Consider the following 17,459-nt stretch of genomic DNA (forward strand, 5'->3'; position numbering starts at 1 on the left):
GGAAAAAGCCCCCTCAGAACTGATAGGCGGCGGTCAGCGTGATGAAGCGCCCGGTTTCCACATAGGAACCGTTACCGCCGCCATCTTGGGTGCCCAGGTACTGCGTGGTCTTGCCCAGGGTTTTGTAGAACTGGACATTGTCCGTCAGGTTCTTGGCGGCCAAGGTCACCGTTACGCCGGCAAAGGGATAGCTGACGCTGAAGTCCAGGCTTTTCACCGGCTGCAGGTAGGTGTCCAGGTTGTTGCTGGTCAGGCCCACCAGTTGCAGCCCGGTGTACTGGAAGGACAGGTCGGCCTTCAGGCCATCCTTCTCGTAGAACAGGTCGACGTTGTACATTAGCTCCGGCGCGCGCGGCAGCCAGGAGTCGCGGCCGAAATGGTCGGGCCGCCGGCTGTCGGCGGAGCTGTGCTGCACCGTCACCGAGCCGCCGAGGCCGAAGCCGCCCCACACGCCCGGCAGTTCCGTCAGCTTGCGCCGGGCATCCAAGGTCAGGCCCATCAGGTCGGCGTTGCCGCCGTTCTCATACTCGCTGACGACGATGCCGCCATTGTTGGCGGTGGCGACATTGGCGCTGGGCGCCGCACCGGAGGAACTGGCGGCGTAAATGAAGTCGCGGATGGACTTATAATAGGCGTTGACCTCCACCACCATTTGGTCCGGCCCGTAGTATTCGGCCGACAGGTCGTAGTTGGTCGCCTCCGACGGCTTCAGGTTGGGGTTGCCCTGGCTGATCCCGTTGATCTGGCCGGTGACGTCGTTGCGGGAAATGGTCACCGGGCTGGCGATCAGGCCGAACGCCGGGCGGGAGAAGGACTGGCGTACGGCGGCGCGGTAAACGAAGGCCTCATCCGGGCGGTAGGTCAGGATCAGGCTGGGCAGGACCTCGCCATAATGGTTGGAGCTGGTTTTCCAGGCGCCACCGTCACCATCCACCTGCCACTGCCGGCTGGCGAAATCGGTATCCTCATAGCGCATCCCCACCGTCGCGCGCAGATCGCGGTATTGGAAATTCGCCTCGACATAGGCGGCGTAGATGTCCTCGGTGCCGTAGACCGTGTTGCGGATGTAGTCGTTGTAGGTGTAGGCGCCCGGATTGCCGGTCACCTGGCCAGTGCTGGGGTCCAGGCCGTACTGGCTGGTGTATTTGTACGGCAGGGCGCCGTTCTCATAGGTGGAGCGGTCCAGGACGCGGAACCGGCCGGCGTAGGTGCCGTCCAGGAAGGACGACAGGTTGCGTCCCGCCAGCGCCTGCACCGTCGGACCCGCCGGATTGTAGTAGGGGCGCACGGCGCCGCTGGAGTCCAGGATGACGAAGTTGTCACCGTTGTTGCCGAAGAACTGGTGCTGATACTGGTAACGGTCGGACCGGCTGAGGCTCAGCCCGCCCCGGATAGTGTCCAGAATCCCTTGCTGCACGCTGTAGTTCAGGTTCACCTTGCCGCTGTACATGGTGTTTTCCTGGGAGCTGTCCGATCCCTGGAATTTCCACAGCCGGTCCGAGGTCTGGCTCAGGGCATAAGCCTTGTCCGCCGGCGTACCGTAGGTGACCTTGGTCGCGGCTGGATCGCTGAGGTCGAAGGAGGTGGTCCCCGTCGTGTCGACGGGGCCGTAGGCGCTGCCCTCGACATAGTTGGGCCGCTCGATCCGGCTGTAGCCGTAGGAGAAATCATAGTCGGCCGCCAGCCGGTCCCAGACGTTCCGCCCACCGACCTTGGTGGTCAGCAGTTCCTCATTCTGGTCGCGCAGCTGGAAATAGGTGCCGGGCAGGATGCCCTGCTCGCTGAAGGTCGTGCCGTTACAGTAATAGCAGACTTGGCCGCCGTTGATGCTGTGCTGGGTGTCGGTCCCCTTGACCTGGTATTTCGAATAAGAGCCCAGGATGTAATAGCGCTGGTCCTGGTCCTGCTTATCCAGGGTGAAATTGCCGCCGTAGCGGGTGATCTCATCCTCGTAATAGTCGTAGCGCACGCCGGCCGCCGACAGGCCGTGGACCTTGGTGAAATCGGTCTGTGTCGCCTCCGACGCCAGCGTCGGCCCATAGCCCGTGGCCTCCACCGTTTCGCCCGCCGTGTTCTTGCGGGTGAAATAGCCGGTGGCGTACAGGCCGATGTTGTTGGCGAAGCGTTGCGCCGTTTCGATCTGGCCGCCGCCGCCCATGAAGTCGGCGCCAGTCTTGCTGGCCAGGTCAGAATAGTCGCCCTGCATCGTCACCTTGGTCATGGGACCGGCGAAATCGAAGGCGGACGGGGTACGGATGTCGATGGTGCCGCCGATGCTGTCGCCATCCATGTCGACGGTGGGGGTCTTGTTCACCGTCACCGCCTGGATGCCATAGGGTGCGACCATTTTCAGCGACAGGGCGCGGCTGTTGGCATCCGCCGCCGGCACCCGCACGCCGTTCAGCGTGTAGGCGTTGTAGGATGAGTCGATGCCCCGGATGGAGACGTATTCCTGTTCACCCGTGGCCGCCTGGCCCAGTCCCATGTCGCTGAACGCCGACAGGCCAGGCAGATGGGTGATGATGTCGACGATGTTGCCACCGGGATGCTGGGCGATCTCCTCGGCCGACATGACGCTGGTGACGGCGGTGCTTTCCCGCTTTTCGTCCAGCGCCCGCTGGGTTCCGTCTACGCGTTCGCCTGTGACCAGCACATCGCTCATGGGCTGATCCGCCGGGGCGGCCCCATCCGCAGCCCGCGCCATCGCCGCCAACCCCACTGGCGCCAACAGGGCCAACAGCACCGTACCGCTCACCGTCCAATGAAGCGCCTGGCGGCGCCCCGCGCCCACCCCACCAAAGCCGATCATCCCCTCGCTCCTTCATCATCGGCGCTGGCTGCGTTCGACGTGCGCCAGCTGTTGTTCGAAGGGGCTTGTCCGTTGTCTCCGTTGCAGTTTCGATGCGGGGCCGTGAACATTGCATAATGTATAACTTTTGATATTCCGGGTGCCGCCCCCTATGCCATTCGCTCATTCCCCTGCGGTTGAAGCCCTTATGGCAGCCGGAAATCTAAGGCGGCAGAGGCCAAGCAACCGCCCTGCGCGCTGTCGACGCCGGTGGGACGCCCGGACGAATCGGGTATCGATCGGATGAGCCGGCCGGCCCGGGCGATGCCCAGGGCGTCCACGGGTTATCAAGAAGGGGCGCCCGGCAACCACAGGCGGAACACCGCACCGCCGCCGGGTCTGTTACCGGCGGAAATGTCCCCGCCCATGGCTTGGGCGAACCCCCGGCAGATGGCCAACCCCAGGCCGGTGCCCGTCCGCTTGGCGTCGCCCGCCCGCAAGCGGCTGAATTTGTCGAAAATCGCCTCCAGGGCATCCGGGGGAATGCCCGGCCCCTCATCCTCGATGCTGATTTGCACTTGCCCACCCTGGGATGTCGCCGAAACGGTCATGGCGGTGCCCGGCGGGGTATGCTTCAGGGCATTGTCGAGGAGGTTGAACAGGATCTGCTCCATCAGCAAGTAATCGGCCATGACCATGGGCAGGTCCGGGGCCACGGCGATGGTCAGCGGCCGCCCCGTGCGCGCGGCGGCGACCCGTTCCAGGGCGGCGTCCACCACATCCGCCACATCCACCGCCTCACGCCTGCAGCGCAGCCCGCCGGCCTCCAGCCGTGTCATGTCCAACAGGTTGCCGATGAAGCGGTCGAGCCGATCCGCCTCTTCCTGGGCGCCGGCCAACAGTTCCTGCCGTTCCGCGGGGCTGTTGCCCGCCTCAGGGTCCAGCAACACGGAATGCACCCCCATGATGGTGGACAGGGGCGTGCGCAGGTCATGGGAAATAGAGGTCAGCAGGGCGTTGCGCAAACGCTCCGTTTCCGCCTGGGCCTGCACCTGCTGCACCTGCGCCGTCAGCCGCATCCGCTCCGCCGCGTGGGCGGCCTGATCGGCCAGGGCGTGCAACAGGTCGAACTCCGCCGGCAGAAAGGGCGACGTGGCCGGCCGGAAGACCGCCAATACCCCCAACAGCGCTCCCGACGCCCACAGCGGAACCAGGCACGCCCCCGGCCTGCACAACGGCCGCAACCGCAGGCCGGCCGCCTGCTCCGCCCGCCACTGCACCATCAAGTCCCGCAATTCGGTGTCCGACGCCGCGCCGGACACCGGTTCGCCGCCAGTGATGAGGCCGTCCGCCCCCGACCATTGTAGCGCGGCCTGGCCGCCGAGCAGGCCCGCCACTTGCCGCGCGATGGTTCGGCTCAACGCCTCCTCCGTGTCGACGCTGGTGATCTCGCGATAAAAGGCGAACAGGGCGGCCGTGGTGTCCGCCTGCAACTTGATGGTCGCTGTCTTGCTTCTGATCTGGGACACCAACTCGCTGACCACCACGGCCACGATACAGAACAGCGCCATGGCCAACAGGTCTTCCGGGCTGCCGACCTCAAAATGATAGACCGGCGGGATGAACAGGAAATCCCAGGCGGTGATGCTGAGGATGCTGGTCGCCAGGGACGGCCCCCAGCCATAGCGCAGGGCGCTGAAAACCACGGCGCTCAAGTAGATAGTGGCAAGGCTGGCGGGCGCCACCAGCCGGTCCGCCAAGTACGCGACACCGGTGGCCATCAGCACCATAGCGAAACTGATGACATAGGGCCCGAGCAAAATCGGCAACCGCGTCAGCAATTTCCGAGGGGCCGCAGCAAATATCGGACCGTTACCAGGCGCCATGAGTGTTTCCACTTTTACTTGGGTATCGTTCATGTCATTCCCACATGCGGGCCGTCCGCCTTGAACGGGCCCCAGACAATTTGCCGCGCCCTAAACAATCGCCTGTCGTTGCAATGATGGGCGCGCTTCGCCATCACCCATGAACGCGATCGCGCCGCCCCGCTTGTCAACAAGATCCTGGGCCCGTCCCCCGGCGCCGGGGGACGGGCGAAGCCCCTCCCCTCGGCCCCAGGAAACTCCCAGCCTGACGATGTCCCTGAACCCCAGCATCCTCGCCATTGATGATGAACCCCAGATCCAGCGCCTGCTGCGACTGGGCCTCAGTGGCCACAACTTCAAGGTCACAGAGGCCCGCCTGGGCAGGGCCGCGCTGGACAGGTTGGGCAAGGGCGGCTTCGATGCAGTCATCCTGGACCTCGGCCTACCGGACATGAGCGGCTTTGACGTGTTGGCGGAAATCCGCCGCAGCTCCCCCGTGCCGGTGCTGGTGCTGTCCGTCCGCGACCATGAGGCCGACAAGATCAAGGCCCTGGACCTGGGCGCCGACGACTATGTGACCAAGCCGTTCAGCGTGGGTGAACTGGCGGCGCGCCTGCGTGTCGCCCTGAAGCACAGCTATCAGATGAAGGGAACCGAGGCCCGCCTGCGGGTGGGACCGCTGGAGATCGACCTGGTGGCTCAGCGCGTCTATCGCGACGGGGCGGAGGTCCGCCTGTCACCAACGGAATTCAGGATCCTGAGGGTGCTGACGGAACACCGGGGCAAGATCCTGACCCACGACTTCATCCTGCGGAAAATCCGTGACGAGGCGGAGGCGCCCGTGGACCCGCAGTATCTGCGCGTCTATGTGCGACAGTTGCGCTTGAAGCTGGGGGATGAGCCGGGCCGCGGCCGGCTCATCCGCACTGAGATGGGTATCGGCTATCGGCTGACGGCCGACACCTGAAGGGCGCCGGGACTTATGTCCGGGGCGCCGCCCCGGAAAAGCGACTGGGTGATACCGACGGCCAAACCGGGCGCGGCATCATTCCAGGTGTCGTGTCACTGCTCCGGGGACAGACCCAGCTGGGCCAGACGGTGCCGCATCGCCGCGATATGGCGCAGCGCATCGCTGGTGTCCCCTGCGTCGCATTCGTGGGACGCAAGCACCAACTGGTTCTTGAGAAAAGCGTAATCGATTTCCGAAACTTGGCGGCCCGCTTTACCCACGACATAGATTTGGGCTGGCTTGGCGGGTACCTGGAAGCCCACGTCATCCCATTGCCGTGTCACGGCGGCCAGGGGGGCGGCGCAAGCCGCGTCGGGCTGGGCCGGCGACGCCAGGGTCCCAGCGGCGCACAGGATCACCATGGCTACGCCAGCAAGGGGCAGCACCTTTTTCATGTCAGTCTCCATTTTTGTCGGCGGCGCACGGAGCGAGGATGGTTCGCGCCGGCCATTGCTCATATCCCCGGGCCTGGATCGACAAGGCGAAGGCCTTGTCCTGCCTCTTCTCCACCCGGGATATTGAAATTCTTCTTCCGGCGCGGCTTGCCCGCAGGCACTCCTCCATCCACACCGTGTTATCCCGCATGGGACCTTCCAGTGAGAATCGTCGGGTGTCATGGTCAACCACGGCCAGGAAATGGCGGGGGCCGATCCGTCGCGGTTTCTTTCGCGCCGACATCTTGATCGCCCCCGCCCCTCCCATTTCTAGAAGTGCAGGATCACGTCCATGGCCCCCATGACCGTGTATTTGCGGTCCGGAGCAATGCCGGCGTTGGCGTTGCCGTTGAAGGCATTCACGCCCAGCGACCGATCCCAGTCAATTTCGGGCCGAATTTCGACCTGGGGAGACCACCAATGCTGCCAGCCAATACCCAGGTTGAAGTATTGGGCCTTCGTACCAGTGCGCTGCCCCTGTTGGTCATCAAAGAACTCCGGCCGGAACGAAATGTTGTCCCGCGGGGTAATCTGGTAATTCAGGTAGGCCACCGTGCCGATGGCGGTGGCACGGCAGGTCAGCGCGTTGGGGTTGGAGCAATTGGCCAAACCAGGCGCGTTGTAAGGCATGTATTGCGGCGAGAAGGGTGTGCCCCCGGCGTTATAAGCGGCCATGGCCGTGGGGTTGTTCAGATTGGGCACGCCATTCTGGTGCAGGTCATAGATTTCCCAGGACAGATGCCACTTATCATTGAACTTATGATAGTAAGTCACGCCGTACCATTGGAGGTTATTGTACCCCCAGACGCCATTATTGATCCCGTTGGCGCAGGCATAGACGTTGTCATTACCACTGTCCGTGGTATAGCGGACGCAGCCCGTCAGCGACGGCTTGGCCCCCGGATCCTTCAGGAAAGTGTTGCCGGGGTAGAGCGGATTGGGCGCCGGGTTCTTGACCCTTTCCCCCCAATGCCAGAACGGCGCCTCGGTGCCGATACTGACACCCAACTGCAGGAACAGGTTCTTCGTCGCGGCCAGCGTGGCCTGCACGCCCTCATTCGTGTAGTTATCAAACGTATACGTCATCGAATGCGTATACATGTAGTTGTTCGGGGCGAGCTGCGCCTCGATATCGGGCAGCGAAATATAACGCCCGGCGCGCAGCATCAGTCCCTGCGCCACTTGCGGAATGTACAGCTCCCCATAAAGCATGGGGAAATCATAGCCATTGACGTTGTTTTTCTTCAGAAGCTGATAGCTGGCGATGCCGTATGACGTCGTGTAGCGGTAATTCTCGCCATAGATGGCCGACAGGCGCATACCCCAGTCGATATGATCGGTCTGCACCGTGTCAGGGAAGCGGTCGAGGTACAGGACGACCTGGTCCAACTGCACGGTGTTGGGCGTGTAGGCATAGGCGATGGGCGCGTTGCCACCGGGACGAACGGTGTTGCTGCTGACGTTGAAGCCGGCGTTGACCCAGCCGTAGAGCTGGAAATTGTGATCCTGCAGCCATTCGCCGGGCGCGGTGTTGCCCAAGGCGACCATAAGGGGGGAGTCGACCGAGTTGGGGCGGGTGACGCCCAGCGCGGTCGCGCCACCATAAGGCCATTCGGTGAAGGGCATGGGCGGATTGGACTGCGGCGTGGCGGGCCAGTCATCACGGCGGCTGGCTGGCGCATTGGGATCGGACGGGGCGGCCGCCTGTCCCCATTCCAGCGCGTAGTAATTAGCGAGCCGCTCAAAGAAACCGGTACCTAAATATCCGTCCAGGCATGAATAGGTCGTGTAAGGATCGCACGACGCCCCCGCCGACGCGGGAGCGCCGGGCGTGGACGGGTCCGCGACTTCATCGGCCAGGACCGCCGACGACATCAGCAGCGACGCGGGCACGGCCGTGGCAAGAAGCAGAGTCCGCGCTGACCCGCCCCGGGCGCGGCGGACAGGACCACCTTTGAACATTTCACACCAATCCATAGCTGAGTTACCCCCTTCGTCAATTGCCGCCTTGCCCGATCAGGAGCGAGCCTGACCGCTAAGCACTTCCACCATGCCGAATACTGAATGACAGCACCCGGCACGAAGGTGAAAGGACAGCAACTGCCGCGCAAATGCGACGGCGAGGGAAGATAACCGCAAAGGACGATAAAATTTCTATGGCATAGGCCCGTTATGTTTATAAGAACACTTTAGTGATTTTGCCGGAATTTAATTATTTATTATTTTGCAAGGCATCTTAAATTTCCCCAGCATTATTTATTTTTTTGGATCATTGAAACGTAATATCTTTATGGGGCATTTATAAAGTCACCCCACGGAAATCTGCATCTCATTGTTTACAAAAGATTTTTCCGTCCATCTGCCTTTCCGCCCGGGACGCTTGGGTGGTTCCCCCATCATAAGCGTTTTGCAAATGAAACGGTGAGGGCACGCGGGATGGACGGTAATGCCGAGATTGGGATGCCGACATGTTGCCGGCAACTCCCTCAAAACCCATCGGAGGCGGCAGGGCCACACCGGCACTCGCGGCGGCCGGTGTGGCGGGTACCGTCAGGTGATCTATCAGCGCAGCCCGGTTCGGCCCTTCCTGAGCGGCGCCGGCCATCGCTTAAAAGGCAGAGTCAGGTCCCGTGACCACGGCATCACGGCCCCCTCTCAGGATGGAGTTGCCGGCGAAGGAGGTCCGCTGATCAATGACGGCCGGCCCTGCCCAGTCGGTTTCGGAAATTTGACCACTCGGGGCGAAGGCCGTCAGGGCGTTGGCATAGCAGGCCAGACTCACCTGTTCGGCCGGAACCCCCTGCTCCAGCGCCAGGCGCGCGGTTTTGGGCACCGCCAGGGGATCGGAAATGCCCCAGTCGCAGGCTGAGTTGACAATGATCCGGTCGGCACCGTAGCGCTTCAGTATCTCCACCATGCGGGCGTCGCCCATCTTGGTGCTGGGATAGATGGAGAAAGCGGCCCAGAAGCCCTGGTCCAGGACGTCGCGCACCGTCTCTTCATTGTTGTGATCCACCACCACCTGGGCCGGCGACAGGCCGTGTTCCAGGCAAACGGCCATGGAGCGCAGCGTGCCCTGCTTCTTGTCGCGGTGTGGGGTGTGGATCATGACCGGCAGCGATAACTCCCGCGCCAGATCCAGTTGCAGGCGGAAATAACGGTCCTCCAGCGCCGTCTGTTCGTCATAGCCGATCTCGCCAATGGCGACGACACCGTCCTTTTGCGCGAACAGGGGCAGGATTTCCATCACCGCCTCAGCCAACGCCTCATCGTTCGCCTCCTTGGAATTGAGGCCGATGGTGCAGTAATGGTGGACGCCGAACTGGCTGGCGCGGAACCGCTCGAAACCCAGGATGGCGGACAAATAGTCGGCATAGCTGGCGACATGGGTGCGGGGCTGGCCCAGCCAGAAGGCGGGTTCGATGACCGCGACCACACCGGCGGCCGCCATCGCCTGGTAATCATCGGTGGTCCGCGAAATCATGTGGGCATGCGGATCGATATACTGCATCAGAAGTGTTCCCTTTCCATCCACGCGCCGGCCGCGGCGCGCTCCTCCGGATCGTCGCTACGCGCCGCCAAGGCCAAGTCGTCAACCGCCCCGATCTCGGCGGCGAAGGGGCCGAGACACCGCCACAACTCCACCGATATGCGTCGGCCCGCCGCCCGCCGTTCCCGGGCGTAATCGCGCAGTATGCGGGCCAGATCAGGGTTCGCCCGCGCGTCCAGCCCCTGGATGGGGGCCAGCGTGCTGTCGACGAACAGCGCCTTCAGCACCATGTGGTTCCAGCGATGCTCATCCATATGCTCGCGCGGATAGGGGCTGTGATGGGCGATGGCCTCGAAGACGGGGCGGATGTTGGTGCGCAGGCCCTCCCCCACCTCATCCACCAGCGCGTGGGCATCGGGATAGAGCGGAAGCCCCTGGAAAAGGGCGACCTGTTCCGCCGGGTCCGCCGCCCGCCGCAGCCGTTGAAAGCGCGCGTGGAAGGTATCAGGCGTGGCGGACGGGCAGCGCAGCAGCAGCAGGATGCGGGCCGCCCCTTCCAGGCTCCATGACTGGGGCCGCCAGCCGGGCCGCACCGCTTCCGCCGCAGCGATGTCGTCGGCCGTCAGGGCCAGGGGACCGCGCCCCAGTTGGCGCGGGACCTGGCCAAAGGCGATGGCCAAGGCCCTTTCGGCGGCCGGATCGCCCGGGGGCATGGCGCCGATCTGGCCCAGCCGCGCGTCCAGCCATTCCCGCCCCGCCGCCGGCGCCTGCCGGGCGGTCCAGTCCCGCAACAACTCCTGAGCAGCGTCGTTCATGCGCACAACCACGTACTTAAGGTTTTAATCTGTTCCTTATGCATATCATAATGATACATGTTGCAGGATGATAGCACGCGAAAAACGATCCGACGCGGCGGGGTATCCCAAAAATATGCATCGTACCGTTGTTCTTCTTGTGGTGGGGCTCACCCCCGATCTGGTGGGGGCCGACACCCCCATCTCGCGGCTCTGGCGTCGCGTGGCGGGCTGCGGCCCCTGGCGACGGTGACGCCGGCGGTGACCTGCACGGTCCAGTCCACGCTGGTGACCGGCCTGCCGCCTTCCGGGCATGGCGCCGTGGCCAACGGCTGGTATTTCCGCGACCAGGCGGAGGTGATGCTGTGGCGTCAGTCCAACCGTCTGGTCCAGGGGGAAAAGCTGTGGGAGGCCGGCAAGGCGCGCGATCCGGGCTTCACCTGCGCCAAGCTGTTCTGGTGGTACAACATGTATGCGTCGGCGGATTGGAGCGTGACACCCCGGCCCCTGTATCCGGCGGATGGCCGCAAGATACCGGACTGCTACAGCCATCCACCGGAATTGCGCGACACCCTGACCGAACGGCTGGGCACCTTCCCCCTGTTCCGTTTTTGGGGGCCGATGGCCGACATCACCGCCAGCCGCTGGATCGCGGAGGCCACCCGCCATGTCATGACGGCGCACCAGCCGACGCTGACCCTGACCTATTTGCCCCACCTGGATTATGATCTGCAGCGCTTCGGGCCCGACCCTTCCCACCCGGCGGTACGCCAGGCCCTGCGCGATGTCGACGCCCTGGCCGGTGATTTGATCGCCGACGCCGAGGCCGCCGGCGCCCGGGTGGTCGTCGTGTCGGAATACGGCATCACGCCCGTCACAGAGGCCATCTTCATCAACCGCGCGCTGCGCGAGGCCGGGCTGATCGCCGTCCGGTCCGAACTGGGCCGTGACGTTTTCGACGCCGGCGCGTCCGCCGCTTTCGCCCTGGCCGACCACCAGGTGGCGCACATCTATGTCCGCGCCCCCCAGGATATCGACCGGGTCAGGGATCTGGTCTCCGGCCTCGACGGGGTCGAGGCGGTGTGGGGGCAGGCGGAAAAGCGCGCCCAGGGGCTGGATCATCCGCGCGCTGGCGAACTGGTGGCGATCAGCCGGGCTGATCGCTGGTTCGCCTACCATTACTGGACGGATCCCGCCCGCGCGCCCGATTACGCCCGCACCGTCGATATTCACCGCAAGCCGGGCTACGATCCGATGGAGTTGTTCTTCGATCCTGCCCTGCGGTGGCCGAAGCTGGCTTCGGCCTGGCGCCTGGCCTTGCGCAAGCTTGGCCAGCGCCGCCTCATGGATGTCATCTCCGCCGGCGACAAGGCGCTGGTGCGTGGGTCCCATGGCCGCCTCACCGACGATCCGGCACAGGGGCCGCTGGTCATCAGTTCGGCCCCCCATCTGCTGCCGGAGGGGGCCGTGGCCGCCACGGATTTCAAGGCGCTGGTGCTGGCGCATGTATTCGACTGACCGCCCGACGGCCACGCCGTCAGGTGCCTGGGATCACACGCTGCAGGATCAAGGTTAGGGGGAAGCATAGGACCGCCACGGCCACCGCCGCGACGTCGCCCCCGGCGGCGGCGATCAACGCGGCGTCATACAGGGCGATGGCCGCGATCAGCAGCGCCACCGCCCGGGGCACATCGCCGGGCGCGCGGCGGAAAAAACGGCGCAGGCCGGCGGCGCAGGCCAGCCCCAACGCCAGGCTCAAGGCCAGGGCCAGCGGGACGGCTCCCTGCCCCGTCAGCGCGGCGCCGATGGCGATGATCAACGGCATGGCCAGCACGGCCAGCGGCCAGGCGGCGCCCAAGCGGTCATAAGCCTCCTGCCGGGCGGCGTAGGTCAGGCCCACGACCAGGCAGAACAGCCCCGTGCCGCCGATCCACAGACCGTGGGCGTCCAGGCGTCCACCGGCCATGGCTGCCGCCGTGCCATAGCACAGCAGGCGGCAGAGCCCCATGACCAGGGGGGCCGCCGCCGTCCGCTTGTGTATCCAGTCATAGAGCAGGATGGCGCCCACCAGGGCGCCCGCCACGACACCGGCGCGCGGGCCCGCCGCCGCCGCCAGGACCAGGCCCAAGCCCAGCAGGGCGAAGCCGGCGGTGAACACCGCCGCGCGTGAGGCGTCGCCCTTGGGAATGGGGCGGCCGGGCCGTTCGCGCGCGTCGATCTCCACATCCATGGCGTCGTTCAGGTACATGCCGCCGGTGTAGAACAGGACCAGCGCCAGCAGGACGGCGACGGCGGCGCCAATTCCCGGGCCCCCCGCGGATAGGATGATGCCGGCCAGGGCGTTGGACAGCACCGTCGGCAGGTTGGAGACCCGGCCCAGGATCAACACGGCGCGCGGCCGGATCAGGACAGCTGGCGCAGGACCCATTCCAATTCCCTCTCAATGCCCCCGGTGACGTCCGCAACCCCGCCGAAATCCTCCATGAGGCCGGTGCCGGCGGGCAGCACGTCCCAGGTATAGGTCTCTATCTCCAGATGAGCGGAGATCGGTCGCGCCCGGTGCAGCGCCAGCACCCGCTCCAGTACCGGCCGGGTGGAGCCCAGCGGCGGGCGCGGCTCCGTGAAGACGGGCACATGGAAATGGATGCGCCATTCCTCGCCATCCCCAGCGGCGGCCAGCGCCTCAGGCAGGTCCAGGAAACGGCGGGTGGCCCCGTCCGGCGCCCGGGTCACCACCTGGTGCAGGTAGACGGCGTCCCTGAAGGCGGCCACCTGATGCCGCGCTTCCGCATCCATGCGGTCAATCCGCAGTGCGGCGCTCAATTGCACCTTGTGGATGGGAATGCCGGCCTGGGCCAGGGACGCGAAGGTTTCCTCCGGTGTCTCGAACGCCACCGCCATATGGCACACGTCCAGGCACAGTCCCAGGTGCCTGGGCAGGGCGGCGGCGGCTTCGTCGGGCGTGAGGCCCGCCAGCGCCGCCAATTGCAGCACCGCCGTCGGGGTGAACAACCAGTCCTTGAAGAATCTCACGGCATCCTGCGTGGTTTCCAGCAGGCACCAGGGCTCCGGCTCCAGGGCCAGCGCCACCGTGCGGCCGGTCTGGCGCCACAGGGCCACGAGGTCGGCGACGCTGCGCAGCAGGCCATCGGCCACGCGGTCCTGCCGGTCGCGGGTGCTGCCGGCGAAGCCGCCGGGCACGGTGCTGATGGTGGCGGTGCCGCCGGCCGGTATCAAGGCCGCCATGATGCGGGCCAGATTGGCCGTGTAGTGCCGCCGCTCCGGCGTGGTCCAATCCGGTTGATATACGTCGGTCTTGACGCTGACGCCGTGGAAGGGACCGTAGGGGAAACCGTTCATGGTGTAGGCGACGTACCCCTCGGCAGCGAACAGGTCGGCCAGTTCGGCCGCCGCCGCATCCGGATCGGCGGCCGCCTCCGCCGACAGGCGCAGCCCCACGGCGAAGGGCGCGTCAGGACACAGCCGCCGCTTGATCTCGCGCACCGGGCCCAGCAGCGCCGCTTTGACGTCGGCCATGGTTTGTGTGGGGTGGACGTTCAGGCAGTAGCCCAGCCAGCCTTGTCCTCCGGGCAGGCGCATCAAGGGGTCTCCCGTTCGGCCAGCCAGTCCAGCGCCTGCGTGATCAGCGCCGTGTCCATCTCGTGCACCTCCACCCCGTGGCCGATCCCGGCCAGCAAGGTGATGGTCAGTTTCCCGCCCAGATGTTCGCGGAACTCCTCCAACGCCGCCAGGGCAAGGGCCCGTACCTCCGCCGCCGGCCGCGCCAGGATGGGGTGCCACAGGCGAAAGCCCAGATGCTCCAGCAAAACGGCGACGCGGGTCTCCGCTCCTGGGGGCAGCATGCCCGCCAGGACGGAGTAGCGGGTGTCCAGCGCCAGGCCGATGGCCACCGCCTCGCCATGGCGCAGATGGTGGCGGGTCAGGCTTTCCAGCTTGTGGGCGATCCAGTGTCCGTAATCCAGGGGCCGGGCGCTGCCTTGCTCGAACGGGTCGCCGCCCCCGGCGATCTGGGCCATGTGCAGCTCGGCACAGCGCCGGATCATCCAGTCCATGGCCGCCGGTTCGAACAGGGCCAGGGCGTCGGCGTTGCGTTCCAACCACTGGAAGAAGGAGCCGTCGCGGATCAGCGCGACCTTCACCGCCTCCGCCATGCCGGCAACACGGTCGCGGGCCGGCAGGGTGTCGAGGAACGCGGAGTCGTTCACCACCGCCCAGGGTGGGGCGAACGTACCGATCTGGTTTTTGGCGCCATTGCGGTTGATGGCTGTCTTCACGCCCACGCCGCTGTCGTTTTGGGCCAGGACGGTGGTGGGTATCCGGATCAGACGCACACCGCGATGGGCTGTCGACGCCGCCAGGCCGACCGCGTCCAGAAAGGCGCCGCCCCCCACGGCCAACACATAGGAGTGGCGATCGATGCCAGCGTCGAAAATCGCGTCGTGCATGCGGCCGATATAGTGCGCCTCATTCTTCACCCCCTCCCCCCGGCAGTGGGATGGGCGCCCGCGTCAGGGCCGGCACATCGGCGCGGGTATGGAAATAGGCGCTGATGGCGTCAGACAGGCCGGGGTGTCCCTCCATCACCCCCATGTCCAGGAAGACCAGACAGCGCGCCCGCGAGCCCGCCCCGGCGGCCATCACGGCGGCCAGGGTCCCGTTCCGCGGATGGAAGCAGTCCCGGGTGAAGGCGACGGCGTAATCGTAGGTCACGGCAAAGCGCTGACGAACGATGTCACCGGTGCCGCTGATGTGCGCAGGCACAGCCACACCTTTGGATTGAAGGTTCATGCGTGCAAATACCTTTTATAGTGCTCGATAAAATGGTATAGCCACACAGACAATCAATCAATGGCGTATGCCGTTTCCGCACAGATCTAGTCGTATGTGACGCATAGCGCGACCCCATACGCTTTAATTGAATTTTCCGAAGCGCCGGGATGGTGGTCGCCGATGGCTCCGCCGCCGGTCGTCTTCCGTGCCGCAATCTTCTTGCCGTAGCGGTTCATCCGCATTGGCGCACCTTCACGACAGGGGCCAACGCCATGAGTTATTTGAACGCGACCCGATTGGTGTTTTCCGGCCGATTCCAGGCGGATCCGTCGACGGTCAACAACGACGTCCGCCACTACGACAGCGCCAGCTTCTTGCCCGAGTATCAGGAATACGGGCACGGCGACAAGGCGGATGGCTGGTGGAATCCCTCGGGATCGGGGGCGTTCCGGCTGATCGACTGCGTGGTGCGCGGCGTGCATTACGCCGATGGGCGCAGCACGGACGACCCCAGCGTCGACCCCATTGTGGGCATGGCGGTATTGGATTCCAACACCCGCACTAGTGGCAAGATCGTCGACATCGACCCGCAATGGCAGCTCGCCTCGCAGTTGTGGGGCCTGGTGGTGCGCCTGGCCAAGGTCGACGCCACAGGAGCCACGACGCTGGTCGGCGGCAAATACGCCCCCAACCCCTTCCGCGACCTATGGTTCACGCGGGTTTCCGGCCTAGGGGGGGATGCCGCGGCCTCGGCTCTGTTCCAGTCGGTGCTGACGGGGGTGGAATGGGCGGACGATCTGCCCGACAGCGCCTTCCTTAAGGAGCTGCGCGACAAGACCGAGGGGGATCAGCTATCGATCCGACTGGTCACCTACGCCTACCGTGATGACCATACCCAGCCCGGCTTCACTTTCGGCACCGTTTCCGGCGTCATCGGCCCCTATTTCGTGGGGGAGCCAGAATCCTTCGTGGTGGGACGCCGCTTCGCGCCGCAGAGCGGTTCCACCTCGTGGAACAACATCAACTTCTTCACCGGCACGCTGGGCAACGACCACCGGCTGCTGCTCGACCTGGGCAACGCCCTGCCCATCGACAAGAACTATCAGCCGCTGGATCTCGGCACCATGACCGTGGGGTCGCTGCTGGGGCCCAACACGGCGGAAGGCGGGCCCGCCGGCGTCGGCAACTTCCAGTCCATCGGCACCGTCCCCTACCAGGACCCCGACTGGCTGCTGAGGGCGGGCGGCATCGCGGAGTTCACGCTGAACAAGACCCAGCTGAACAACCAGTCACCCGGCGTCTATACCCCCCTCGCCTTGGCCACCCAGCCCCAGAACGCGCCCGTGCCCCTGGTCGCCATCCGCGAAACCGCCGGCGGCCAATTCGTAGGCGCCGAACCCTTCGTGCTGCGCATCGACAGCAGCGAGGATGGGCCGGTCGGCGTCACCACCACCCTCTACGCCGCCAGCTATGGCCAGCCCACGCCCTTCACCAGCCTGGTGCTAGCCCAGACCGGCGAGATGGACGGCCTGGGCGGTGGCTACGGCATCGATCAGCCCGCCGCCCCCATCCCAGCGGCGGGCATTCCCATGTCGGCCCTCAATTTTCCCACCACGGTGGCGACCGGCGCCGACGGCACGGTGACCATCACCGTCCAGGGGTCGCCGCCGAACAATCCGCGCGGCTACATCGATGGTCAGCTCTACAACATCACCTATCAGATCGCTGGTGAGAGCCGGCAGAATTTCGGCCCCTTCGAGGTCATCGCCGTCCATCTACGCGACGCCTATCCGGTGCCGCAAACCCCGACCTGGGCCGCCAACATCGAGCCCATCTTCCAGCAGTACGCCAACCTTTACCCCATCATGAGCCGGCGGCTGGTCAACCTGAACAACCCGCTGTCGGTTTTCCACAACCGGGAAATCCTGTCGCTGGCGTTCTCGCTGGATATCACCGACCCCAACTACATGCCGGTCACCCGTGACCTGTCGGAGGGCAAGCGGCAAACCATCGTCAAGTGGCTGGGCGTCCTGGACCAGGATGCGGACTTCCAGGCCGCGCTGGCCCACGCGACGACACCGACGACCCCGGCCCCGGCTCCGGCGACGGACCTGAAAACGGCAGCCGCCCCGGTCGAGGGCGTGGCGCCCGCCGGTGGCAAGACCACCTTCGCCCGCGCCTATGCCAAATCCAAGGCGGGCTCGAAGGCCGGCGCCTGACCGGCGCCGACACCTGTTCCCCGCTGGCCAGACCCCGCTGGTGCGCGCCAAGAACACGCTCTTTGGCGC

13 protein-coding genes are annotated in these 17,459 nt (G+C 65.3%); 3 read left to right on the plus strand and 10 right to left on the minus strand.

What is annotated here, in order from left to right; genetic code table 11:
• Positions 1-13: 13 nt before the first annotated feature.
• Both UCD39_RS10685 and UCD39_RS10690 read right to left on the minus strand, forming a co-directional pair.
• Complete coding sequence (locus UCD39_RS10685) at positions 14-2,809, minus strand: TonB-dependent receptor (RefSeq protein WP_330496010.1); 2,796 nt, start codon at positions 2,807-2,809, stop codon at positions 14-16.
• A 326-nt stretch (positions 2,810-3,135) separates the two neighbouring features.
• The gene (locus UCD39_RS10690) at positions 3,136-4,707 is read right to left on the minus strand and encodes an ATP-binding protein (RefSeq protein WP_330496011.1); all 1,572 of its coding nucleotides are present in this window, start codon (positions 4,705-4,707) and stop codon (positions 3,136-3,138) included.
• 217 nt (positions 4,708-4,924) lie between these two features.
• Here UCD39_RS10690 and UCD39_RS10695 point away from each other — a divergent pair, with 217 nt between their 5' ends.
• Positions 4,925-5,620: a response regulator transcription factor gene (locus UCD39_RS10695; RefSeq protein ID WP_330496012.1), complete on the plus strand. Its 696-nt coding sequence runs from the start codon at positions 4,925-4,927 to the stop codon at positions 5,618-5,620.
• Positions 5,621-5,715: 95 nt separating this feature from the next.
• On the opposite strand, the gene UCD39_RS10700 is transcribed toward UCD39_RS10695, so the two are convergent.
• The 4 genes from UCD39_RS10700 to UCD39_RS10715 form a co-directional block, all read right to left on the minus strand.
• Positions 5,716-6,057 carry a hypothetical protein gene (locus UCD39_RS10700; protein WP_330496013.1) on the minus strand — a complete coding sequence of 114 codons (342 nt, stop codon included), beginning with the start codon at positions 6,055-6,057 and terminating at the stop codon, positions 5,716-5,718.
• Between the two features lie 309 nt (positions 6,058-6,366).
• Positions 6,367-8,058, minus strand: coding sequence for an outer membrane beta-barrel protein (locus UCD39_RS10705; RefSeq protein ID WP_330496014.1), 1,692 nt, complete (start codon positions 8,056-8,058; stop codon positions 6,367-6,369).
• A 646-nt stretch (positions 8,059-8,704) separates the two neighbouring features.
• Complete coding sequence (locus UCD39_RS10710) at positions 8,705-9,607, minus strand: TatD family hydrolase (protein ID WP_330496015.1); 903 nt, start codon at positions 9,605-9,607, stop codon at positions 8,705-8,707.
• Positions 9,607-10,401: an EboA domain-containing protein gene (locus UCD39_RS10715; protein ID WP_330496016.1), complete on the minus strand. Its 795-nt coding sequence runs from the start codon at positions 10,399-10,401 to the stop codon at positions 9,607-9,609. The genes UCD39_RS10710 and UCD39_RS10715 overlap by 1 nt, the downstream gene beginning before the upstream one ends.
• A 57-nt stretch (positions 10,402-10,458) precedes the next feature.
• Here UCD39_RS10715 and UCD39_RS10720 point away from each other — a divergent pair, with 57 nt between their 5' ends.
• Positions 10,459-11,898 carry an alkaline phosphatase family protein gene (locus tag UCD39_RS10720; RefSeq protein ID WP_330496017.1) on the plus strand — a complete coding sequence of 480 codons (1,440 nt, stop codon included), beginning with the start codon at positions 10,459-10,461 and terminating at the stop codon, positions 11,896-11,898.
• A gap of 19 nt (positions 11,899-11,917) precedes the next feature.
• On the opposite strand, the gene UCD39_RS10725 is transcribed toward UCD39_RS10720, so the two are convergent.
• From UCD39_RS10725 to UCD39_RS10740, 4 genes are read right to left on the minus strand one after another with little or no spacing between them, the layout of a single operon-like run.
• The gene (locus tag UCD39_RS10725; protein ID WP_330496018.1) at positions 11,918-12,808 is read right to left on the minus strand and encodes a UbiA family prenyltransferase; all 891 of its coding nucleotides are present in this window, start codon (positions 12,806-12,808) and stop codon (positions 11,918-11,920) included.
• Complete coding sequence (gene eboE, locus UCD39_RS10730) at positions 12,784-13,980, minus strand: metabolite traffic protein EboE (RefSeq protein WP_330496019.1); 1,197 nt, start codon at positions 13,978-13,980, stop codon at positions 12,784-12,786. Before eboE ends, UCD39_RS10725 begins: the two co-directional genes overlap by 25 nt.
• The gene (locus tag UCD39_RS10735; protein WP_330496020.1) at positions 13,980-14,876 is read right to left on the minus strand and encodes a 3-dehydroquinate synthase; all 897 of its coding nucleotides are present in this window, start codon (positions 14,874-14,876) and stop codon (positions 13,980-13,982) included. Before UCD39_RS10735 ends, eboE begins: the two co-directional genes overlap by 1 nt.
• A complete protein-coding gene (locus UCD39_RS10740) occupies positions 14,866-15,162 on the minus strand; it encodes a dehydroquinate synthase/iron-containing alcohol dehydrogenase family protein (protein ID WP_330496021.1) in 297 nt (98 codons plus the stop codon). Before UCD39_RS10740 ends, UCD39_RS10735 begins: the two co-directional genes overlap by 11 nt.
• Before the next feature lie 281 nt (positions 15,163-15,443).
• Here UCD39_RS10740 and UCD39_RS10745 point away from each other — a divergent pair, with 281 nt between their 5' ends.
• The gene (locus tag UCD39_RS10745; RefSeq protein WP_330496022.1) at positions 15,444-17,390 is read left to right on the plus strand and encodes a hypothetical protein; all 1,947 of its coding nucleotides are present in this window, start codon (positions 15,444-15,446) and stop codon (positions 17,388-17,390) included.
• Positions 17,391-17,459 lie beyond the last annotated feature (69 nt).

This window comes from Nitrospirillum karajorum (genome assembly GCF_036348415.1).
In the GTDB taxonomy this organism is placed as follows: domain Bacteria; phylum Pseudomonadota; class Alphaproteobacteria; order Azospirillales; family Azospirillaceae; genus Nitrospirillum; species Nitrospirillum amazonense_B.

What these genes read in the sequence shown, in the direction of transcription:
- eboE (WP_330496019.1), bottom strand. Translation starts at nt 13,980, where the DNA reads ATGCGCCTGCCCGGAGGACAAGGCTGGCTGGGCTACTGCCTGAACGTC.
- UCD39_RS10745 (WP_330496022.1), top strand. Translation starts at nt 15,444, where the DNA reads ATGAGTTATTTGAACGCGACCCGATTGGTGTTTTCCGGCCGATTCCAG.
- UCD39_RS10725 (WP_330496018.1), bottom strand. Translation starts at nt 12,808, where the DNA reads ATGGGTCCTGCGCCAGCTGTCCTGATCCGGCCGCGCGCCGTGTTGATC.
- UCD39_RS10715 (WP_330496016.1), bottom strand. Translation starts at nt 10,401, where the DNA reads ATGAACGACGCTGCTCAGGAGTTGTTGCGGGACTGGACCGCCCGGCAG.
- UCD39_RS10690 (WP_330496011.1), bottom strand. Translation starts at nt 4,707, where the DNA reads ATGAACGATACCCAAGTAAAAGTGGAAACACTCATGGCGCCTGGTAAC.
- UCD39_RS10705 (WP_330496014.1), bottom strand. Translation starts at nt 8,058, where the DNA reads ATGTTCAAAGGTGGTCCTGTCCGCCGCGCCCGGGGCGGGTCAGCGCGG.
- UCD39_RS10710 (WP_330496015.1), bottom strand. Translation starts at nt 9,607, where the DNA reads ATGCAGTATATCGATCCGCATGCCCACATGATTTCGCGGACCACCGAT.
- UCD39_RS10685 (WP_330496010.1), bottom strand. Translation starts at nt 2,809, where the DNA reads ATGATCGGCTTTGGTGGGGTGGGCGCGGGGCGCCGCCAGGCGCTTCAT.
- UCD39_RS10720 (WP_330496017.1), top strand. Translation starts at nt 10,459, where the DNA reads ATGTTGCAGGATGATAGCACGCGAAAAACGATCCGACGCGGCGGGGTA.
- UCD39_RS10695 (WP_330496012.1), top strand. Translation starts at nt 4,925, where the DNA reads ATGTCCCTGAACCCCAGCATCCTCGCCATTGATGATGAACCCCAGATC.
- UCD39_RS10700 (WP_330496013.1), bottom strand. Translation starts at nt 6,057, where the DNA reads ATGAAAAAGGTGCTGCCCCTTGCTGGCGTAGCCATGGTGATCCTGTGC.